Below are 15,045 nucleotides of genomic sequence, written 5' to 3'. Positions count from 1 at the left end.
GGGGGACGGTGGTCGCTGATCATTCTCAATGCTCTCGACTCGATAACGAGCCCGATAAGCCCGGCGAATTCCAATTCATCGAGCCGGGATCGAGAGTCCGGGCGTGTCGTCGGCCGATACGGACGCGCCGCCCGGCCTCACCTCGCGCAGCCAGTTCTCGAGAAGGCGCCGCCCGCCCTCGGTGAGGACCGACTCCGGATGGAACTGCACGCCCACGAGCGGAGCACTCCGGTGCCGGACGGCCATGACCACTCCCTCCGGTGTCCGCGCCGTCACCCGCAGCTCCTCGGGAAGGCTCTCACCGTCGACCGCGAGCGAGTGGTACCGCATCGCGGCGAATCCGGAGGGCAGGCCGTCGAAGAGCGGATCTCCGTCGTGGAGGACCGCGGACGTCCGGCCGTGCAGCAGCTCCGGCGCCTCCGTGACGCGGGCGCCGAGAGCATGGGCGAGCACCTGGTGGCCGAGGCAGACTCCGAGCAGCGGCCGCCCGGTCGCCTCCGCCCGTTGCACGAGCGCCGTCGATGCGGGGACGTCCTCGGGGCGGCCCGGTCCGGGTGAGACCAGGACTCCGTCCGCCTCCTCCGCGCGAGCCAGGAGCGCCGTCGTCCCGAGGTCGTCGCCCTCGACCACGTCGACCTCGGCACCGAGCTCGCGGAGATACGAGACGAGCGTGAAGACGAAGCTGTCGTGGTGGTCGACGACCAGGATCCGCGGGGCCGCGCCGCCGGTCACGAGCCGACGGTCACGTTCCGGTCGAGCACGAGCGACTGCACCCAGGGGAACACCCACTCGTCGAGCGCGACCAGGACCGCCGCGACGAGGACGAGGACGATCAGGAGCCGGACCCACCACGGCCCGGGCAGAAGCCGCCACAGCGCTGCGTACACGGTCAGCCCTCCTGAGCCAGCGAGGCGGCGATCTCGGCGGGGGCGCCCGCGGACCGCGGCTGGAACGAGTCGAAGACGCCGTACGCGATGATCCGCTCGGCCGTCGAGTAGAGCGGGTTGCAGCTCGTCAGCGTGATCAGGCGGTCGGTCGGAGCCGCGTCCGGAGTCCACGGGACCGGGTCGATCACCTGGACGTCGGAGGGCTGGACGTACTCGAGGTTGCGGAAGCGGTAGGTGTACCAGCCGTCCGCCGTCTCGATGTAGATCGGGTCGCCGAGCTGGAGCTCGTCGATCAAGTGCATGCCTCCGCCGTACGCGCTGCGGTGCGCGGCGAGCGCGAAGTTGCCGGCCTGCCCGGGCATCTGCGTCCCGGGGTAGTGGCCGATGCTCCCCTCGTCGAGCACGTTCTCAGCGTCGATGCCCTCGGCGATCGTGCGCACCCACCCCTCGCCGTAGCGCGGGATGTAGAGGTTGCCGAAGGAGGTGTCGAGGGCGGCGACCGACGCGACGACCGGCTCCGCCGGGGCGGCCTCGGTCGGCTGCGGTGCCGGCGAGGAGTCGCCCCAGGCCTCGCGGAGCTCCGCGGCCTGCGTCGTCTGCCGGCCGGCGATCACCGCGTCGTTCCACCAGAGCTGCCAGGCCAGGAAGAGCAGGACCATGACGCCGGCGGTCATCAGGAGCTCACCGACGACTCCGAAGAACGAGAGTCGTCGGACCGGGCGGGCCCTCCGTCGCTTCGCTCGCGGCCGCAGAGCCGCCCCGTCGGGGTTCTGGGCGGTCATGCGACGAGTCTAGGCGCGAGCCGTGACCGGCTGTGGCGCACGATCCGGACCTGTGGAGAGCCCTCCAGAATGGCCGCCTGAGGAGGCCCGATGGGATCACTCGAGCGCCCGCACCGGCCGCTCCGCGAGTCCGCACAGCACCCGCGCAGCCCCGGCGCTCCCGGCCCGGAGCCTCCGCCCGGTACAGTGGTCGGCATGGCACGAGCGACGAAGAGCCCGAAGCCCGAGCGCGACGAGGCCCGGACCGGCGAGAACGCACCGAATCCGGTCTGGTTCAAGCCGGTGATGTTCGGCTTCATGCTGCTCGGACTCGCCTGGATCATCGTCTTCTACGTGAGCCAGGGCACCCTGCCGATCCCCGATCTCGGCAACCTCAACATCCTGATCGGCTTCGGCATCGCGTTCATCGGCTTCCTGATGACGACGCGCTGGCGCTGAGCCTCCCCCAGTCGTGAACGACGCCCCGTCCGGTCCGCCGACGGGGCGTTCGTCGTCGGTGGAGCGTCTGCGCGCCGCCGGCTGCGTCTTCGCCGAGGAGGAGGCGGGCCTGCTCGAGGAGGCCGCCGACTCCTCCTCCGACCTCGAGCTGCTGCTCCGCCGCCGCGAGACGGGCGAGCCCCTCGAGCAGATCCTCGGCTGGGTCGCCTTCCGCGGCCTGCGCGTCCCCGTCGCACCCGGCGTCTTCGTGCCCCGCGTGCGCACCGAGTGGCTGGTCGACTGCGCCCTGGAGATCCTCCCGGAGGGCGCCGTGGTGCTCGACCTCTGCTGCGGATCCGGCGCCCTCGCCCGGTCGATCTCCGAGGAGCGGCCGGACGTCCGCCTGCTCGCGGCCGACCTCTCCCCCGCCGCCGTCGCCTGCGCGCGCCGCACGCTCGCAGGCCGCGCCGACGTCCACGAGGGCGACCTCTTCGACGCGCTCCCCGGGAGTGAGCGCGGGCGGATCGACGTCGTCGTCGTCAACGCCCCCTACGTCCCCTCCGCGGCGATCGCGCTCATGCCGCCGGAGGCCCGGGTGCACGAGCCGATGCTCACGCTCGACGGCGGGTCGGACGGGCTCGCCCTGCACCGCCGTATCGCTCAGGAGGCGGGGGCGTGGCTCGCACCCCACGGCGTCGTCGTGATCGAGGTCGGCGCGGATCAGGCCGCTGCGAGTGCCTCGGCGTTCCAGGCGGCCGGGTTCGCCACCTCGCTGCACCGCGACGACGACCGTGAGGCGACGGCCCTGGTGGCCGTCCGCCGGAGAACTACACCGCTGTAATTATCCCCAGCTGTGGAATCTCCTGTGGAGAACTCCGCGGTCTCCGCCGCGCTGGCCTGCTCGAGGCGCGAAGTGCCCCGATCGGCACCAGCCCGCCGGTTCTCGGACGCGCCGCCGTCCCCGGATCGTCCTCCCGAGGAGGACACCCGGAACGTTCTCCCCAGTGTTAACAACTCTGTGGATAACTTCCTCCCCACCTGTTGAGAGCACCTGTGGACAGCGGTGGAGACGGTCGCCGCGGGAACGACGAAGCGGCGGGCCCGGGAGTGCGCGAGGCACTGCCGGACCCGCCGCTGCGGGAGGGGGGATCAGCCGAGGACGTAGGCGCCCGCGGTGATCGCCACCAGTCCGACTCCGATGAGCCCGACGAGGAGGTTCTGCGTGCGCCGCTGGGCGCGCTGCCGGGTCTTCGTGAAGACCAGCCCGATGAGCGCGCCCGCCACCAGACCGCCGACGTGCGCCTGCCACGCCACGTTCATCCCGGGCAGGAAGCCGATGACGAGGTTCAGTCCGACCAGCACCAGCAGCTGCGACGCCTGACCGCCCAGATGCCGGAGGATCACCAGGTACGCGCCCATCAGCCCGAAGATCGCACCGGAGGCGCCGATCACCGGGGTCAGCGGGTTCGCGAGGAGCAGGACGCCCACCGACCCGGCGAAACCGCTCAGGAGGAAGAGGGTGAGGTACCGCCCGCGGCCCAGCATCCGCTCGAGCACCATGCCGAACACCCACAGCGTGTACATGTTCAGCACCAGGTGGAACGGGATGACGATGAAGAGCGACGTGCTGTGGAGGAACACCGAGGTGAGCATCCGCCACGGCTCGAAGCCGGCACCGAAGCCGGGGAGCGTGTAGGCGGGGGCGTACAGGAGCGCGTTGACCGCCGGCCCGCCGACGAAGGGAAGGATCTCGACGATCCACAGCACGATGCAGAGCGCGATGATCGCGTAGGTCACCGTCGGCTGGTCGGCACGGGTCATGGCCCGCACGCGGGAGAGGAGGGGACCGCGGGTGCGCGGTGCGGTGGCGCGCTGCTGCGCCATGTCGTCCGGGCAGATCACGCCGACCGGAGCCGGCGTCTGGCACTCGCCGCAGATGGTGCGGCCGCACCGCTGGCATCGCACGAAGCTCTGCCGGTCGGGGTGTCGGTAGCAGGAGTAGGTGCTGCTCGGCGGGACCTGGGTCACGGACGTGCCTCCGGGGAGAACGAGGGCCGGGCCCTGACGGACCCGGCCCTCGAATGAGTGGTGGATGAGGCGATCAGACCTCGGTGATCTCGACGCTCTCGATCACGACGTCCTCGAGCGGCTTGTCACGGCCGTCGGTGGGAACAGCCGAGAGCGACTGCACGAGCTTCTTCGACTCCTCGTCGGCGACGGCGCCGAAGATGGTGTGCTTGCCCTGGAGCCAGGTGGTCGGCGCCACGGTGATGAAGAACTGCGAGCCGTTGGTGCCGCGGCCCGCCTGCTTGCCGGCGTTCGCCATCGCGAGGATGTAGGGCTGGGTGAAGTCGAGCTCCGAGTTGATCTCGTCGTCGAACTGGTACCCCGGGCCGCCGATGCCCTGACCGAGCGGGTCGCCGCCCTGGAGCATGAAGTCGGGGATGATGCGGTGGAAGACGGTGCCGTTGTAGAGCGGCTCCTTCGTCTTCGCACCCGTGGCGGGGTGGGTCCACTCGATGTCGCCGGTCGCGAGACCGACGAAGTTGCGGACCGTCTTGGGAGCGTGGTTCCCGTAGAGGTTGACGACGATGTCGCCCTTGTTGGTGTGGAACGTCGCGACTGCGGTGTGCAAAGGCATGCTCGGATTCTCGCACAGCGCGTCTGTAGGCCCCTGCAACGCCCGGTGTCAATGCGCTGGGTGCGCGATGCGGACGCCGATCGATGAGTGGCAGTATTGAGGCGTTCGCTGCTCGTAGCCGATGGAGGACCAACATGGGTCTGTCACGTAAGCACAAGAAGGACCTCAAGCGTCTTCGCAAGAACGCCGAGGCGGTCTGGGGCGAGCAGCAGGAGGTGCTGGCGCACGCGGCCTCCGTGCTCGAGAAGAGCCGCCGCCACGCGTCGAAGTACGCCAAGAAGGAGCTCGTCCCCTTCGTCAAGGACACGTACGACTCGCGCGTCAAGCCGGTCTACGACAACGGCGTCTCGGCCGTCGAGGGCACGTACTCCTCGGCCCGCCACGCCTACAAGCACAAGGTCGTCCCGACCTTCGCCGCTGTGGGCGGCACGGCCGCCGCCGCCTTCGAGGCCGCCAAGGACTCGAAGAACCGCGCGAAGCTCGCCGAGATCTCGAAGGCGCGCTGGGAGGAGCTCACCACTCCCCCGAAGAAGAAGAGCAAGGTCGGCACGGTCTTCGCGATCGGCGCCGCGCTGGTTGCCGTCGGCGGCATCGGCTACGCCGTCTGGCAGACGTTCCGCGCCGACGACGAGCTGTGGGTCGCCGAGGACGAGCCGCAGAGCGCCGCGCAGAACGCGGCCTCGACCGCTTCCTGACGTTCTCGTCGCTGGAGCCGGGCCCCTCAAGGGGTCCGGCTCCTTCGCATGCCCGGGTTAGGCTTCTGCGGTGGACATCCGGGTCGCCGCGTACGGCGTGATCATCGACGGTGAGCGGATGCTGCTCGCGCACTGGAGCCAGGGCCCCTGGTCGGCCTGGACGCTTCCGGGCGGCGGGATCGACGAGGGCGAGTCGCCCGCCGACGCCGCGGTCCGCGAGATCTTCGAGGAGACGGGCTACCGTGCCGAGCTCGAGGCCCTCATCGGCGTGGACTCGCACGTGATCCCCGCGCACCGCCGCAGCGACCCCGAGGCCGGCCCCCTGCACGCCATCCGCGTCGTGTACCGCGCCCGCATCGTGGGCGGGGAGCTCACGCACGAGGTGGACGGCTCCACGGACGCCGCCGCCTGGTTCCCCCTGAGCGACGTCGAGGAGCTGGAGCGCGTCGAGCTCGTCGACGCGGCCCTCACCATGAACGAGGCCTGGCTCCTCCGCTGACGGTGCCCGGGAATCCCCGGCCGCGCCCCGGCGTTCCCTTCGTCGTGATCGTCGAGCTCTACACCTCCGCCTTCTGCGGCGCCTGCCATGCCGCGCGCTCGGTGCTGGAGCGCGCCGCGGAGCTCGTCCCCGCCGCCGAGATCCGCGAGCGCGACGTGGCCTTCCACCCCGTCGAGGCCGAGGCCGCCGGCATCCGCTCGACCCCCACGGTCGTCGTGCGGGACACGGCCGGAGAGGTGGTCTTCCGAGCGGAGGGCGCTCCCTCCCTTCCGCAGGCTCTCGCCGCTCTGGCCCTCGCCCTGCCCGCGTAGGGTGGCCGCGGGAGGACCCATGCACCGTCGCGCCGCGCTCGCGAGCACCGTCGTTCTGCTCGGCAACCTCGCGCTCTCGGGGTGCGCCTCCGAGGAGCCGGTGACCACGGCCGCGGTCGGGCTCGGACGGGGCGGCGAGCGAGGCGAGGTCCTCGGGGTCGTCGTCGTGTGCTCGGGGTCCGTCGACGGCCTCGACCTCGCCGCCTCCGACTCCGCCCCCCTGACCATCGGCGACGGGCTGCGGAGGGTCACCCGCTGGGTCTCCCCGTCCCCGGTCACGCAGCTGGGCGCGACCGACCTCTCCGGATCCACGGTCTGGCCGGCCGACACGGTGATCGAGCGGTTCCCGCTCGGCGTCGACCTCGCGCTGGGCGCCTACGCGACCGACCGCTCCGTGCTCGCCCGCCCGGTCGTCTTCACGGCCGAGCAGTTCGACACGCTCTCCGTCGGTGAGATCATCGTCGGCGACATCCGCGACGGCACGTCCGAGACCCTCTCGGTCCAGCAGTTCCTCGGCCTCGCCTGCGTGGACCGCTGAGCGGGCGACTCGGCCGTCCGAGTGGCGACCTCGATCGCGGGGACCGCACGGTCGGCGACAGGAGAGGCCGCCGAAGACCTCGACACGGTGACCCCGCGACGGCGGAGGACCCGGAGTGCCGTGGGCCGGTGGACCAGAAGTGCCGACGAAGGGGGAGCACCCGCGAGCGGGGAGGAAGTGTGGAGCCTAGGAGATTCGAACTCCTGACATCCTGCTTGCAAAGCAGGCGCTCTACCAACTGAGCTAAGGCCCCGGGCCGGAGACGGGGCGATCCGTCTCCGAGAGTCGAACGGCCCGCCACCGCGAGGTGACGGGCCGTTCGGACCGGGTGGGGGTACCAGGACTTGAACCTGGGACCTCTTCATTATCAGTGAAGCGCTCTAACCGCCTGAGCTATACCCCCGGAATGGCCAGAGGAGACTCTACCCGACATCGAGCAGGAATCCCAATCGGCCGGACCGTGCGCCCTACTGGTTGGTGAAGCCCACCAGGAGGCCGCCGGTGATCTTGACGCTGAGGTTGTACAGCAGCGCCACGATCGCGCCGAGCGCGGTGGTGACGATGGTGTTCAGCACCGCGACGACGATCGCGAAGCCCATGACCTGCGGCAGCGAGATGATCGTGTTGAGGTCGAACGCCTCGGCGCCGGCGATGTCCTGCACGAGGCCGTTGACCTCGTCGAACACTCCCGTCTGGGCCAGGACCGTGTAGACCAGGTAGACGACGACGATCGTGATGATCGCGAGCGTCAGGCCCAGCAGGAACGAGAGCTTCACGGCCGACCAGAAGTCGACGTAGACCAGCTTCAGGCGGACCTGCTTCGCCGCCGGGCTCTTCGCGGACTTCCTGGCGAGCTTCTCGGCGACGGTGCTACTCATCTACGGACCCATCCTCCTCCGACACCGGGGCGGACTCGGCCGGCGCCGCGGCGTCGGGATCCTCGTCCTGGGCGTCGAGATTGCGTTCGGTGTTCTTGGCGAGTGCGATGATGCGGTCGTCCTCAGCGAATCGTGCGAAGACGACTCCCATGGTGTCGCGACCCTTGGCCGGTACCTCGGCCACCGCAGAGCGTACCACCTTGCCGCTGGCGAGCACGACGAGCACCTCGTCGTCCTCTCCGGTGATGATGGCGCCCACGAGGTCGCCGCGCTTCTCCTCCAGCTTGGCCACCTTGATGCCCAGCCCGCCGCGTCCCTGGAGGCGGTACTGGTCGACCGCGGTGCGCTTGGCGTAGCCGCCCTCGGTGACCACGAACACGAAGCCCTCGTCACTGACGACGTTGGCGTCGAGGAGGCGGTCCTCTCCGCGGAACGACATGCCGCGGACTCCGGAGGTGGAGCGGCCCATCGGACGCAGCGCCTCGTCGGACGCGGTGAAGCGGATCGACATGCCCTTGCGGGAGACCAGCAGCACGTCGCTGTCCTCCTCGACCAGGAGCGCCGAGACGAGCTCGTCGCCGTCGCGCAGCTTGATCGCGATGATGCCGCCGGAGCGGTTCGTGTCGTACTCCGAGAGGGCCGTCTTCTTCACGAGGCCGTCGCGCGTGGCGAGCACGAGGTAGCGGGCCGCCTCGTAGTCGCGGATGTCGAGGATCTGCGCGATCTGCTCCCCCGGCTCGAGCGCGAGCAGGTTCGCGATGTGCTGGCCCTTGGCGTCGCGGCCGGCCTCCTGCAGCTCGTAGGTCTTGGCGCGGTACACGCGGCCGGTGTTCGTGAAGAACAGGAGCCAGTGGTGCGTGGTGGTGACGAAGAAGTGCTCGACGATGTCGTCGGCCTTCAGCTGCGCGCCGCGCACGCCGCGGCCGCCGCGGTGCTGCGCCCGGTAGGAGTCGCTCCGGGTGCGCTTGAGGTAGCCGCCGCGGGTGACGGTGACGACCATCTCCTCCTCGGGGATCAGGTCCTCGACGCTCATGTCACCGTCGAACCCGAAGAGGATCTCGGTGCGGCGGTCGTCGCCGAAGCGGTCGACGATCTCGTCGAGCTCGTCCGAGATGATCGTGCGCTGGCGCTCCGGGCTCGCGAGGATCGACTTGTAGTCCTCGATCTCGGCCTGGATCCGGTCGTGCTCGTCGATGATCTTCTGGCGCTCGAGGGCCGCGAGGCGGCGCAGCTGCATGTCGAGGATGGCGCGGGACTGCACCTCGTCGATGTCGAGCAGCTCCATCAGGCCGTCGCGCGCCTCCTCCACGGTGGGGGAGCGGCGGATGAGGGCGATGACCTCGTCGAGCGCATCGAGCGCCTTGAGGTAGCCGCGCAGGATGTGGATCCGCGCCTCCGCCTCGTCGAGGAGGTACTGGGTGCGGCGCACGATGACCTCGACCTGGTGGTCGACCCACGCGCGGATGAAGCCGTCGAGCGAGAGCGTGCGCGGGATGCCGTCGACGATCGCGAGCATGTTCGCGCCGAAGTTCTCCTGCAGCGGCGTGTGCTTGTAGAGGTTGTTCAGCACCACCTTCGCCACGGCGTCGCGCTTGAGGACGACGACGAGGCGCTGGCCGGTGCGACCGGAGGTCTCGTCGCGGATGTCGGCGATGCCCGAGACGCGCCCGTCCTTGACCAGCTCGGCGATCTTGATCGCCAGGTTGTCCGGGTTCACCTGGTACGGCAGCTCGGTGACGACGAGGCAGGTGCGGCCCTGGATCTCCTCGATGGAGACGACGGCGCGCATCGTGATCGAGCCGCGGCCGGTGCGGTACGCGTCCTGGATGCCGCGGACGCCGAGGATCTGCGCACCGGTGGGGAAGTCGGGTCCCTTGATCCGCTGCAGCAGCGCCTCGAGGAGCTCCTCGCGCGTCGCGTCGGGGTTCTCGAGCGCCCACTTGGCGCCGGCGGCGACCTCGCGCAGGTTGTGCGGCGGGATGTTGGTCGCCATGCCGACCGCGATGCCGACGGAGCCGTTGACGAGGAGGTTCGGGAACCGGGCCGGCAGGATCGCCGGCTCGCGCGTGCGGCCGTCGTAGTTGTCCTGGAAGTCGACGGTGTTCTTGTCGATGTCGCGGACCATCTCGAGCGCGAGCGGCGCCATCTTGGTCTCGGTGTACCGGGGGGCGGCGGCGCCGTCGTTGCCGGGGGAGCCGAAGTTGCCCTGCCCGAGCGCGAGCGGGTAGCGGAGGCTCCACGGCTGCACCAGGCGGACCAGCGCGTCGTAGATCGCGGAGTCGCCGTGCGGGTGGAACTGGCCCATCACGTCGCCGACGACGCGCGAGCACTTCGAGAACGCCTTGTCGGGACGGTAGCCGCCGTCGTACATGGCGTAGATCACGCGGCGGTGCACGGGCTTCAGGCCGTCGCGCACCTCCGGCAGGGCTCGCCCGACGATGACGCTCATCGCGTAGTCGAGGTAGGAGCGCTGCATCTCGAGCTGCAGGTCGACCGGCTCGATCTTGTCGTGACCGTGGATCACCACACCGGTCTCGGTGACGATGTCGTCGCTCTCGTCCGGGCCGGTGGGGGTGGTGGGTTCTTCTGCCATGGTCTCTGGTCTCTCAGGTGGGTCCGTGCCCCGGAGGAGCGGGGGCGGCGGTCGCGCTGGGTGTCAGGTGTGTCGTCGGTGTGCGGGCCGGTGAGGGCCTCTGTCGCGTTCTGGTCGAGGATGCGGCCCATCGAGGGCCGCCGTCACGTGTTCGAGGTGGTCGCGAGGGCGGTCCACTGGACCGCCCGGCCGCCGCCTCTCGAAGGACGTCCGCTTCCTCGACGTCTAGATGTCGAGGAAGCGCACGTCCTTCGCATTCTTCTGGATGAAGGAGCGGCGGGACTCGACGTCCTCGCCCATGAGGGTGGAGAAGATCTCGTCGGCCGCGGCCGCGTCGTCGAGCGTGACCTGGAGGAGGGTCCGCGTGGCGGGGTCCATCGTGGTCTCCCACAGCTCCTTGTAGTCCATCTCGCCGAGGCCCTTGTAGCGCTGGATGCCGTTCTCCTTGGGCATGCGCTTGTTGGTCGCCGAGCCGTGCGCGATCAGGGCGTCGCGCTCGCGGTCGCTGTAGACGTACTCGTGCGGGGAGTTCGACCACTTGAGGCGGTACAGCGGCGGCTGCGCGAGGTACACGTAGCCGAGGTCGATCAGCGGGCGCATGTAGCGGAAGAGGAGCGTCAGCAGCAGCGTCGTGATGTGCTGGCCGTCGACGTCGGCGTCGGCCATCAGGATGATCTTGTGGTACCGCGCCTTGTCGGGGTTGAAGTCCTCGCCGATGCCGGCGCCGAACGCCGTGATCATCGCCTGGACCTCGTTGTTGCCGAGAGCACGGTCGAGCCGCGCCTTCTCGACGTTGAGGATCTTGCCGCGGAGGGGGAGGATCGCCTGCGTCTCGGGGTTGCGGCCCTGCACCGCGGATCCGCCCGCCGAGTCGCCCTCGACGATGAAGATCTCGGAGATCGACGGGTCCTTGGACTGGCAGTCCTTGAGCTTGCCCGGCATGCCGCCGCCCTCGAGCAGGCCCTTGCGGCGGGCGGTCTCGCGCGCCTTGCGCGCCGCCATGCGGGCCGAGGCCGCCTGGATCGCCTTGCGGATGATGTCCTTCGCCTGGCTCGGGTTGCGGTCGAACCAGTCGGCCAGCTGCTCGCCGGCCACGCGCTGCACGAACGCCTTCGCCTCGGTGTTGCCGAGCTTCGTCTTGGTCTGGCCCTCGAACTGCGGCTCGCCGAGCTTGATCGACACGACGGCGGTGAGGCCCTCGCGGATGTCGTCGCCCGAGAGGTTCTCGTCCTTCTCCTTGAGCAGGTTGTTCGCGCGCGCGTAGCGGTTGACCAGCGTGGTCAGCGCGGCGCGGAAGCCCTCCTCGTGGGTGCCGCCCTCGTGGGTGTTGATGGTGTTGGCGTAGGTGTGGACGCTCTCGGTGTAGGCGGTGGTCCACTGCATCGCGACCTCGAGCGAGATGCGGCGCTCGGTGTCCTCGGACTCGAAGTCGATGATCTCGGAGTGCACGAGGTCCGACTTCTTCAGCGAGTTGATGTACTCGACGTAGTCGACGAGGCCCTTCTCGTAGTGGAAGACGTCGGTCCGGTCGCCCTCGGTCTCGTTCTCGCCCTCCCCCTCGAACTCGACCTCGTTCTGGTCGGTCAGCGCGATGCGCAGGCCCTTGTTGAGGAACGCCATCTGCTGGAAGCGCGCGCGCAGGGTCTCGTAGTCGAACTCGACCGTCTCGAAGATGCCGGCGTTGGGCCAGAAGGTGATCGTCGTGCCGGTCTCGTCGCTGGCCTCGCCCTTCTCGAGCGGGGCGTCCGGCACTCCGTCGGTGAAGCTCATCCGGTACACGGCGCCCTGGCGCTTGACCTCGACGTCGAGTCGCGTCGACAGCGCGTTGACCACGGAGGAGCCGACGCCGTGCAGGCCGCCGGAGACCGCGTAGCCGCCGCCGCCGAACTTGCCGCCGGCGTGCAGCACGGTGAGGACCAGCTCGACCGTGGAGATGCCCTCGGTCGGGTGCATGTCGACCGGGATGCCGCGGCCGTTGTCGGAGACGGTGACGCCTCCGTCGGCGCGCATCAGGATCTCGATGTTGTCGCAGTAGCCCGCGAGCGCCTCGTCGACGGCGTTGTCGACGATCTCGTAGACCAGGTGGTGCAGACCGCGCGGACCCGTGGATCCGATGTACATGCCGGGGCGCTTGCGGACCGCCTCGAGGCCCTCGAGGACCTGGATCTGGTTCGCGCCGTAGTCGCCGGACGACTTGGTCGACATGCTCTCGTGCGGAGCGGAGGGGGCTGCTGAGCCGTTCGCGTCCAGGTCGTTCGCTGCGGGTGACGTGGAGTCGTTCGGCTCGTGAGTCATAGCTGTGGAGTTCTCCTCTGACGGTCCGTCGCGACGCGCACGGTGATCTGGAGATCGCCCGCGCGGCGGCGTCACTGCGGTTCGGCGGCCCTCCATTCTACCGCGTGCCGGGTCGATCCGAAGCGCTGGACGGCGATCTGAGGCGCGAAAGATCGGCGGTCGACCGAAAATGCGTCCTCAGCCGTAGGTGTCGCGCGGACCACGCCCTGGAATCGACCTGGGACCCTTTTTCCAGTTCGGGACGTCCGGGCCCTGGAAACGGATCGACGCGATGCCCGCGTCGGGGAAGTTCACCGCGATGTGGTTCATGATCTCGATCCGCATCAGCCGGAGCTGCGTCGACCACGCCGTGGACTCGCACGCGACCGTCAGCACGCCGTCGACGACGCCCACCGGAGTCGAGTGCTTCGCGGTCTCCTCGCCGGCGATCGCCGTCCACGACGACATCAGGTCGCCCTGCGCCAGCGGCGCCGTCCAGCCGAGCTTCACGGTGAGGGAGTCGAGGACGTCGCCGAGGTCGTGCGGGTCGCGGCCCTTGCCGAACGGGATCGCGTCGCCCTTGGGCTCGGCGCGCTCGACGGTCTTCCGGATGCGGCGCGGGCCGTCGGCGCCGAACACCTCCTTGAGGTGGCGGTAGACGCGGGCGGCCTCTGAGTCTGGTGCGGGGGTTCCGCGGCGGGGGGAGTCAGCCATCGGACGGCTCCGACGGGGCGGGGAGTCAGCCATCGGACGGCTCCGACGGGGCGGGCGGCTCCGGGGACGCGGGATCTGTGGACGCCGGCGCTGGGGACGCGGGCTCCGCGGAGGACGCCGCGGCGGAGGAGACGGCGCCAGGAGAAGGGGAAACGGACGAGACCGGATCGGGAGAAGAGGAGCGGGAGGACTCGGGACCGGGAGGAGGGGAGTCGGAGGACACCGGATCGGACGAGGCGGAGTCGGGTGCGATCGGCTCCGGCACGGCGATCGGCGCGGCGGTGGCGCCCGTGCCGACGATCCGGCCGGCCTCGATCCGCACGGTGTGCGCGGCCAGCGCCTCCGGGACGTCGTCGAAGACGGCCGCGGTGATCAGGACCTGCTCGTAGTCGGCGACCACCGAGGCGAGGCGCTCGCGCCGGCGCGCGTCCAGCTCGGCGAAGACGTCGTCGAGCATCAGCACCGGATCGCCCATGGGGGAGTCGCGCCGGAGCAGCTCCGCGGCGCCCAGCTTCAGCGCCAGGGCGAACGACCAGCTCTCGCCGTGGCTGGCGTAGCCCTTGGCCGGCAGCGCGTTCAGCTCGAACTGCACGTCGTCGCGGTGCGGGCCGACGAGGGAGACGCCCCGGTCGAGCTCGCGGCGTCGCACCCCGGCCAGCGCGGACGCGAACGCCTCCGCCAGTCCCTCGCCCGCCGCCGGTGACGCGGCGCCCGGCTGCTCCACGGGCTCGCCGTCGTCGTCGACCGCGCCCTCGATGCTCAGGCGGGAGCGGAGCACCGGACGCTGGTCGGCACCGGCGACCGCCTCGTACGCGGCGCGCACGGGTCCGCTCAGTTCCTCCACCAGGGTGAGGCGCGACTGCATGATCTCGGTCCCGAGCGCGATCAGGCGCTCGTCCCAGATGTCGAGGGTGCCGAGCTTCGACGGGTCGCGGACGCCGCTCGCGCGCGCCGACTTGAGCAGCGAGTTGCGCTGGCGCAGCACCCGCTCGTAGTCGGCCTGGACGGCGCTCATCCGCGGGGAGCGGAGGATCACCAGCTGGTCGAGGAAGCGGCGGCGGGCCGACGGGTCGCCGCGGATGAGGAGGAGGTCCTCCGGGGCGAAGAGGACGCTGGAGAAGAAGCGGGGGAGCTCGCGCGGCTTGATCCCGCCGCGGTTGATCTGCGCGCGGTTGGGGGAGGAGCGGTTGATCTGCACCTCGGCCAGCAGGTCGCGCTCGCCGTTGCGGAGGCGGGCGCGCACCACGGCGCTGTCCCGGCCGGCGCGGATGAGCGCCTGGTCGCTCGACACGCGGTGCGAGCCCAGGGTGGAGAGGTAGCCGAGCGATTCGACGAGGTTCGTCTTGCCCTGGCCGTTGCGGCCGACGAAGAGGTTCGGTCCGGGCACGAGCTCGACGTCGACCGACTCGTAGTTCCGGAAGTCGCTGAGCGCCAGCTGCGTCACCTGCACGTCGCGCTCCTCTCCTCCACCCGTCGTCGCGGGCCTTCCCTGCACCCCTGCGGGCTCCTCGCCCGTCCCGATCGGCCGATCCACCCGCTCCGGCGCCTGCGGTCCGCTCTCCCCCTGCCGGCCTGGCCTGCGCCCCCGGTCTCGACACACCCCTGCGGGCTACTCGACCGACACGGCGGCGGAACCGTCCGGGACGCGGATCCCGATACGCCCCTCCGGGGCCACTACTCGCTCACCATGATCGGCCGAGCCCCGTCCCCGCCCGTGAAGGCGGCCGCAGGCTCGCCGCCCGACGTCGGTAGCAAGGTGGAGGCGGCCGGAGGCCCGCCGCCCCCGTGAGAGCATCCCTGCCTCACGGGGGCGGCG

General features: G+C 70.4%; 15 protein-coding genes, 2 tRNA genes and 1 pseudogene. 6 read left to right on the top strand and 12 right to left on the bottom strand.

Translation table 11 applies throughout. The features are described from left to right. Positions 1-75 precede the first annotated feature (75 nt). The 3 genes from C5D09_RS05855 to C5D09_RS05850 are packed head-to-tail and all read right to left on the bottom strand — an operon-like array spanning position 76 to position 1,669. The gene (locus tag C5D09_RS05855; RefSeq protein WP_104268822.1) at positions 76-732 is read right to left on the bottom strand and encodes an aminodeoxychorismate/anthranilate synthase component II; all 657 of its coding nucleotides are present in this window, start codon (positions 730-732) and stop codon (positions 76-78) included. After that, positions 729-887, bottom strand: a complete 159-nt coding sequence (locus C5D09_RS17420) for a hypothetical protein (RefSeq protein ID WP_167299010.1) — start codon at positions 885-887, stop codon at positions 729-731. The genes C5D09_RS05855 and C5D09_RS17420 overlap by 4 nt, the downstream gene beginning before the upstream one ends. A gap of 2 nt (positions 888-889) precedes the next feature. Further along, positions 890-1,669 (bottom strand): class E sortase, encoded by a 780-nt coding sequence (locus tag C5D09_RS05850; protein WP_104268821.1) that lies wholly within the window; start codon positions 1,667-1,669, stop codon positions 890-892. Positions 1,670-1,864: 195 nt separating this feature from the next. Between C5D09_RS05850 and C5D09_RS05845 the strand changes: the two genes are divergently transcribed. After that, positions 1,865-2,107 (top strand): cell division protein CrgA, encoded by a 243-nt coding sequence (locus tag C5D09_RS05845; RefSeq protein ID WP_104222667.1) that lies wholly within the window; start codon positions 1,865-1,867, stop codon positions 2,105-2,107. 58 nt (positions 2,108-2,165) lie between these two features. Then, positions 2,166-2,927, top strand: a complete 762-nt coding sequence (locus C5D09_RS05840; RefSeq protein WP_104268820.1) for a putative protein N(5)-glutamine methyltransferase — start codon at positions 2,166-2,168, stop codon at positions 2,925-2,927. 308 nt (positions 2,928-3,235) lie between these two features. On the opposite strand, the gene C5D09_RS05835 is transcribed toward C5D09_RS05840, so the two are convergent. Beyond that, positions 3,236-4,114, bottom strand: coding sequence for a rhomboid family intramembrane serine protease (locus tag C5D09_RS05835; protein ID WP_104222668.1), 879 nt, complete (start codon positions 4,112-4,114; stop codon positions 3,236-3,238). A gap of 73 nt (positions 4,115-4,187) precedes the next feature. Next, entirely contained in the window at positions 4,188-4,727 is a 540-nt protein-coding gene (locus C5D09_RS05830; protein WP_104222669.1) for a peptidylprolyl isomerase, read from the bottom strand. Between the two features lie 134 nt (positions 4,728-4,861). Between C5D09_RS05830 and C5D09_RS05825 the strand changes: the two genes are divergently transcribed. The 4 genes from C5D09_RS05825 to C5D09_RS05810 all read left to right on the top strand — a co-directional run bounded on the left by C5D09_RS05825 (position 4,862) and on the right by C5D09_RS05810 (position 6,770). Then, positions 4,862-5,422 carry a hypothetical protein gene (locus tag C5D09_RS05825; protein ID WP_104247539.1) on the top strand — a complete coding sequence of 187 codons (561 nt, stop codon included), beginning with the start codon at positions 4,862-4,864 and terminating at the stop codon, positions 5,420-5,422. Between the two features lie 70 nt (positions 5,423-5,492). After that, positions 5,493-5,921, top strand: a complete 429-nt coding sequence (locus tag C5D09_RS05820; protein WP_104222671.1) for an NUDIX hydrolase — start codon at positions 5,493-5,495, stop codon at positions 5,919-5,921. 2 nt (positions 5,922-5,923) lie between these two features. Beyond that, a complete protein-coding gene (locus tag C5D09_RS05815; RefSeq protein WP_258059325.1) occupies positions 5,924-6,232 on the top strand; it encodes a thioredoxin family protein in 309 nt (102 codons plus the stop codon). 19 nt (positions 6,233-6,251) lie between these two features. After that, positions 6,252-6,770 (top strand): hypothetical protein, encoded by a 519-nt coding sequence (locus tag C5D09_RS05810; RefSeq protein ID WP_104268819.1) that lies wholly within the window; start codon positions 6,252-6,254, stop codon positions 6,768-6,770. Between the two features lie 180 nt (positions 6,771-6,950). Here the strand turns inward: C5D09_RS05810 and C5D09_RS05805 are convergent. The 7 genes and pseudogenes from C5D09_RS05805 to recF all read right to left on the bottom strand — a co-directional run. Next, positions 6,951-7,023 (bottom strand) — tRNA-Ala (locus C5D09_RS05805). 76 nt (positions 7,024-7,099) lie between these two features. Further along, positions 7,100-7,173 (bottom strand) — tRNA-Ile (locus tag C5D09_RS05800). Positions 7,174-7,237: 64 nt separating this feature from the next. After that, entirely contained in the window at positions 7,238-7,648 is a 411-nt protein-coding gene (locus tag C5D09_RS05795; RefSeq protein ID WP_104222673.1) for a DUF3566 domain-containing protein, read from the bottom strand. Continuing rightward, on the bottom strand, positions 7,641-10,241 hold the full coding sequence (gyrA, locus tag C5D09_RS05790; RefSeq protein WP_104222674.1) for a DNA gyrase subunit A: 2,601 nt from the start codon (positions 10,239-10,241) through the stop codon (positions 7,641-7,643). The genes C5D09_RS05795 and gyrA overlap by 8 nt, the downstream gene beginning before the upstream one ends. 225 nt (positions 10,242-10,466) lie before the next feature. Continuing rightward, positions 10,467-12,446, bottom strand: coding sequence for a DNA topoisomerase (ATP-hydrolyzing) subunit B (gyrB, locus tag C5D09_RS05785; protein ID WP_208543372.1), 1,980 nt, complete (start codon positions 12,444-12,446; stop codon positions 10,467-10,469). Positions 12,447-12,713: 267 nt separating this feature from the next. Further along, positions 12,714-13,229, bottom strand: coding sequence for a DUF721 domain-containing protein (locus tag C5D09_RS05780; RefSeq protein ID WP_104268818.1), 516 nt, complete (start codon positions 13,227-13,229; stop codon positions 12,714-12,716). Between the two features lie 295 nt (positions 13,230-13,524). Beyond that, positions 13,525-14,679 (bottom strand): annotated as a pseudogene (gene recF, locus C5D09_RS05775) (DNA replication/repair protein RecF); the annotation flags it as partial. Positions 14,680-15,045: the final 366 nt, after the last annotated feature.

The organism is Rathayibacter sp. AY1C9 (assembly GCF_002932315.1).
GTDB lineage: Bacteria > Actinomycetota > Actinomycetes > Actinomycetales > Microbacteriaceae > Rathayibacter.
This window is presented reverse-complemented; position numbering and strand designations above follow the sequence as displayed.

Bases quoted from the DNA above. Each gene is read 5' to 3' on its own strand.
- C5D09_RS05850 (WP_104268821.1), bottom strand. From the start codon at position 1,669: ATGACCGCCCAGAACCCCGACGGGGCGGCTCTGCGGCCGCGAGCGAAG.
- C5D09_RS05845 (WP_104222667.1), top strand. From the start codon at position 1,865: ATGGCACGAGCGACGAAGAGCCCGAAGCCCGAGCGCGACGAGGCCCGG.
- C5D09_RS05830 (WP_104222669.1), bottom strand. From the start codon at position 4,727: ATGCCTTTGCACACCGCAGTCGCGACGTTCCACACCAACAAGGGCGAC.
- C5D09_RS05825 (WP_104247539.1), top strand. From the start codon at position 4,862: ATGGGTCTGTCACGTAAGCACAAGAAGGACCTCAAGCGTCTTCGCAAG.
- C5D09_RS05810 (WP_104268819.1), top strand. From the start codon at position 6,252: ATGCACCGTCGCGCCGCGCTCGCGAGCACCGTCGTTCTGCTCGGCAAC.
- C5D09_RS05795 (WP_104222673.1), bottom strand. From the start codon at position 7,648: ATGAGTAGCACCGTCGCCGAGAAGCTCGCCAGGAAGTCCGCGAAGAGC.
- gyrA (WP_104222674.1), bottom strand. From the start codon at position 10,241: ATGGCAGAAGAACCCACCACCCCCACCGGCCCGGACGAGAGCGACGAC.
- gyrB (WP_208543372.1), bottom strand. From the start codon at position 12,446: ATGTCGACCAAGTCGTCCGGCGACTACGGCGCGAACCAGATCCAGGTC.
- C5D09_RS05780 (WP_104268818.1), bottom strand. From the start codon at position 13,229: ATGGCTGACTCCCCCCGCCGCGGAACCCCCGCACCAGACTCAGAGGCC.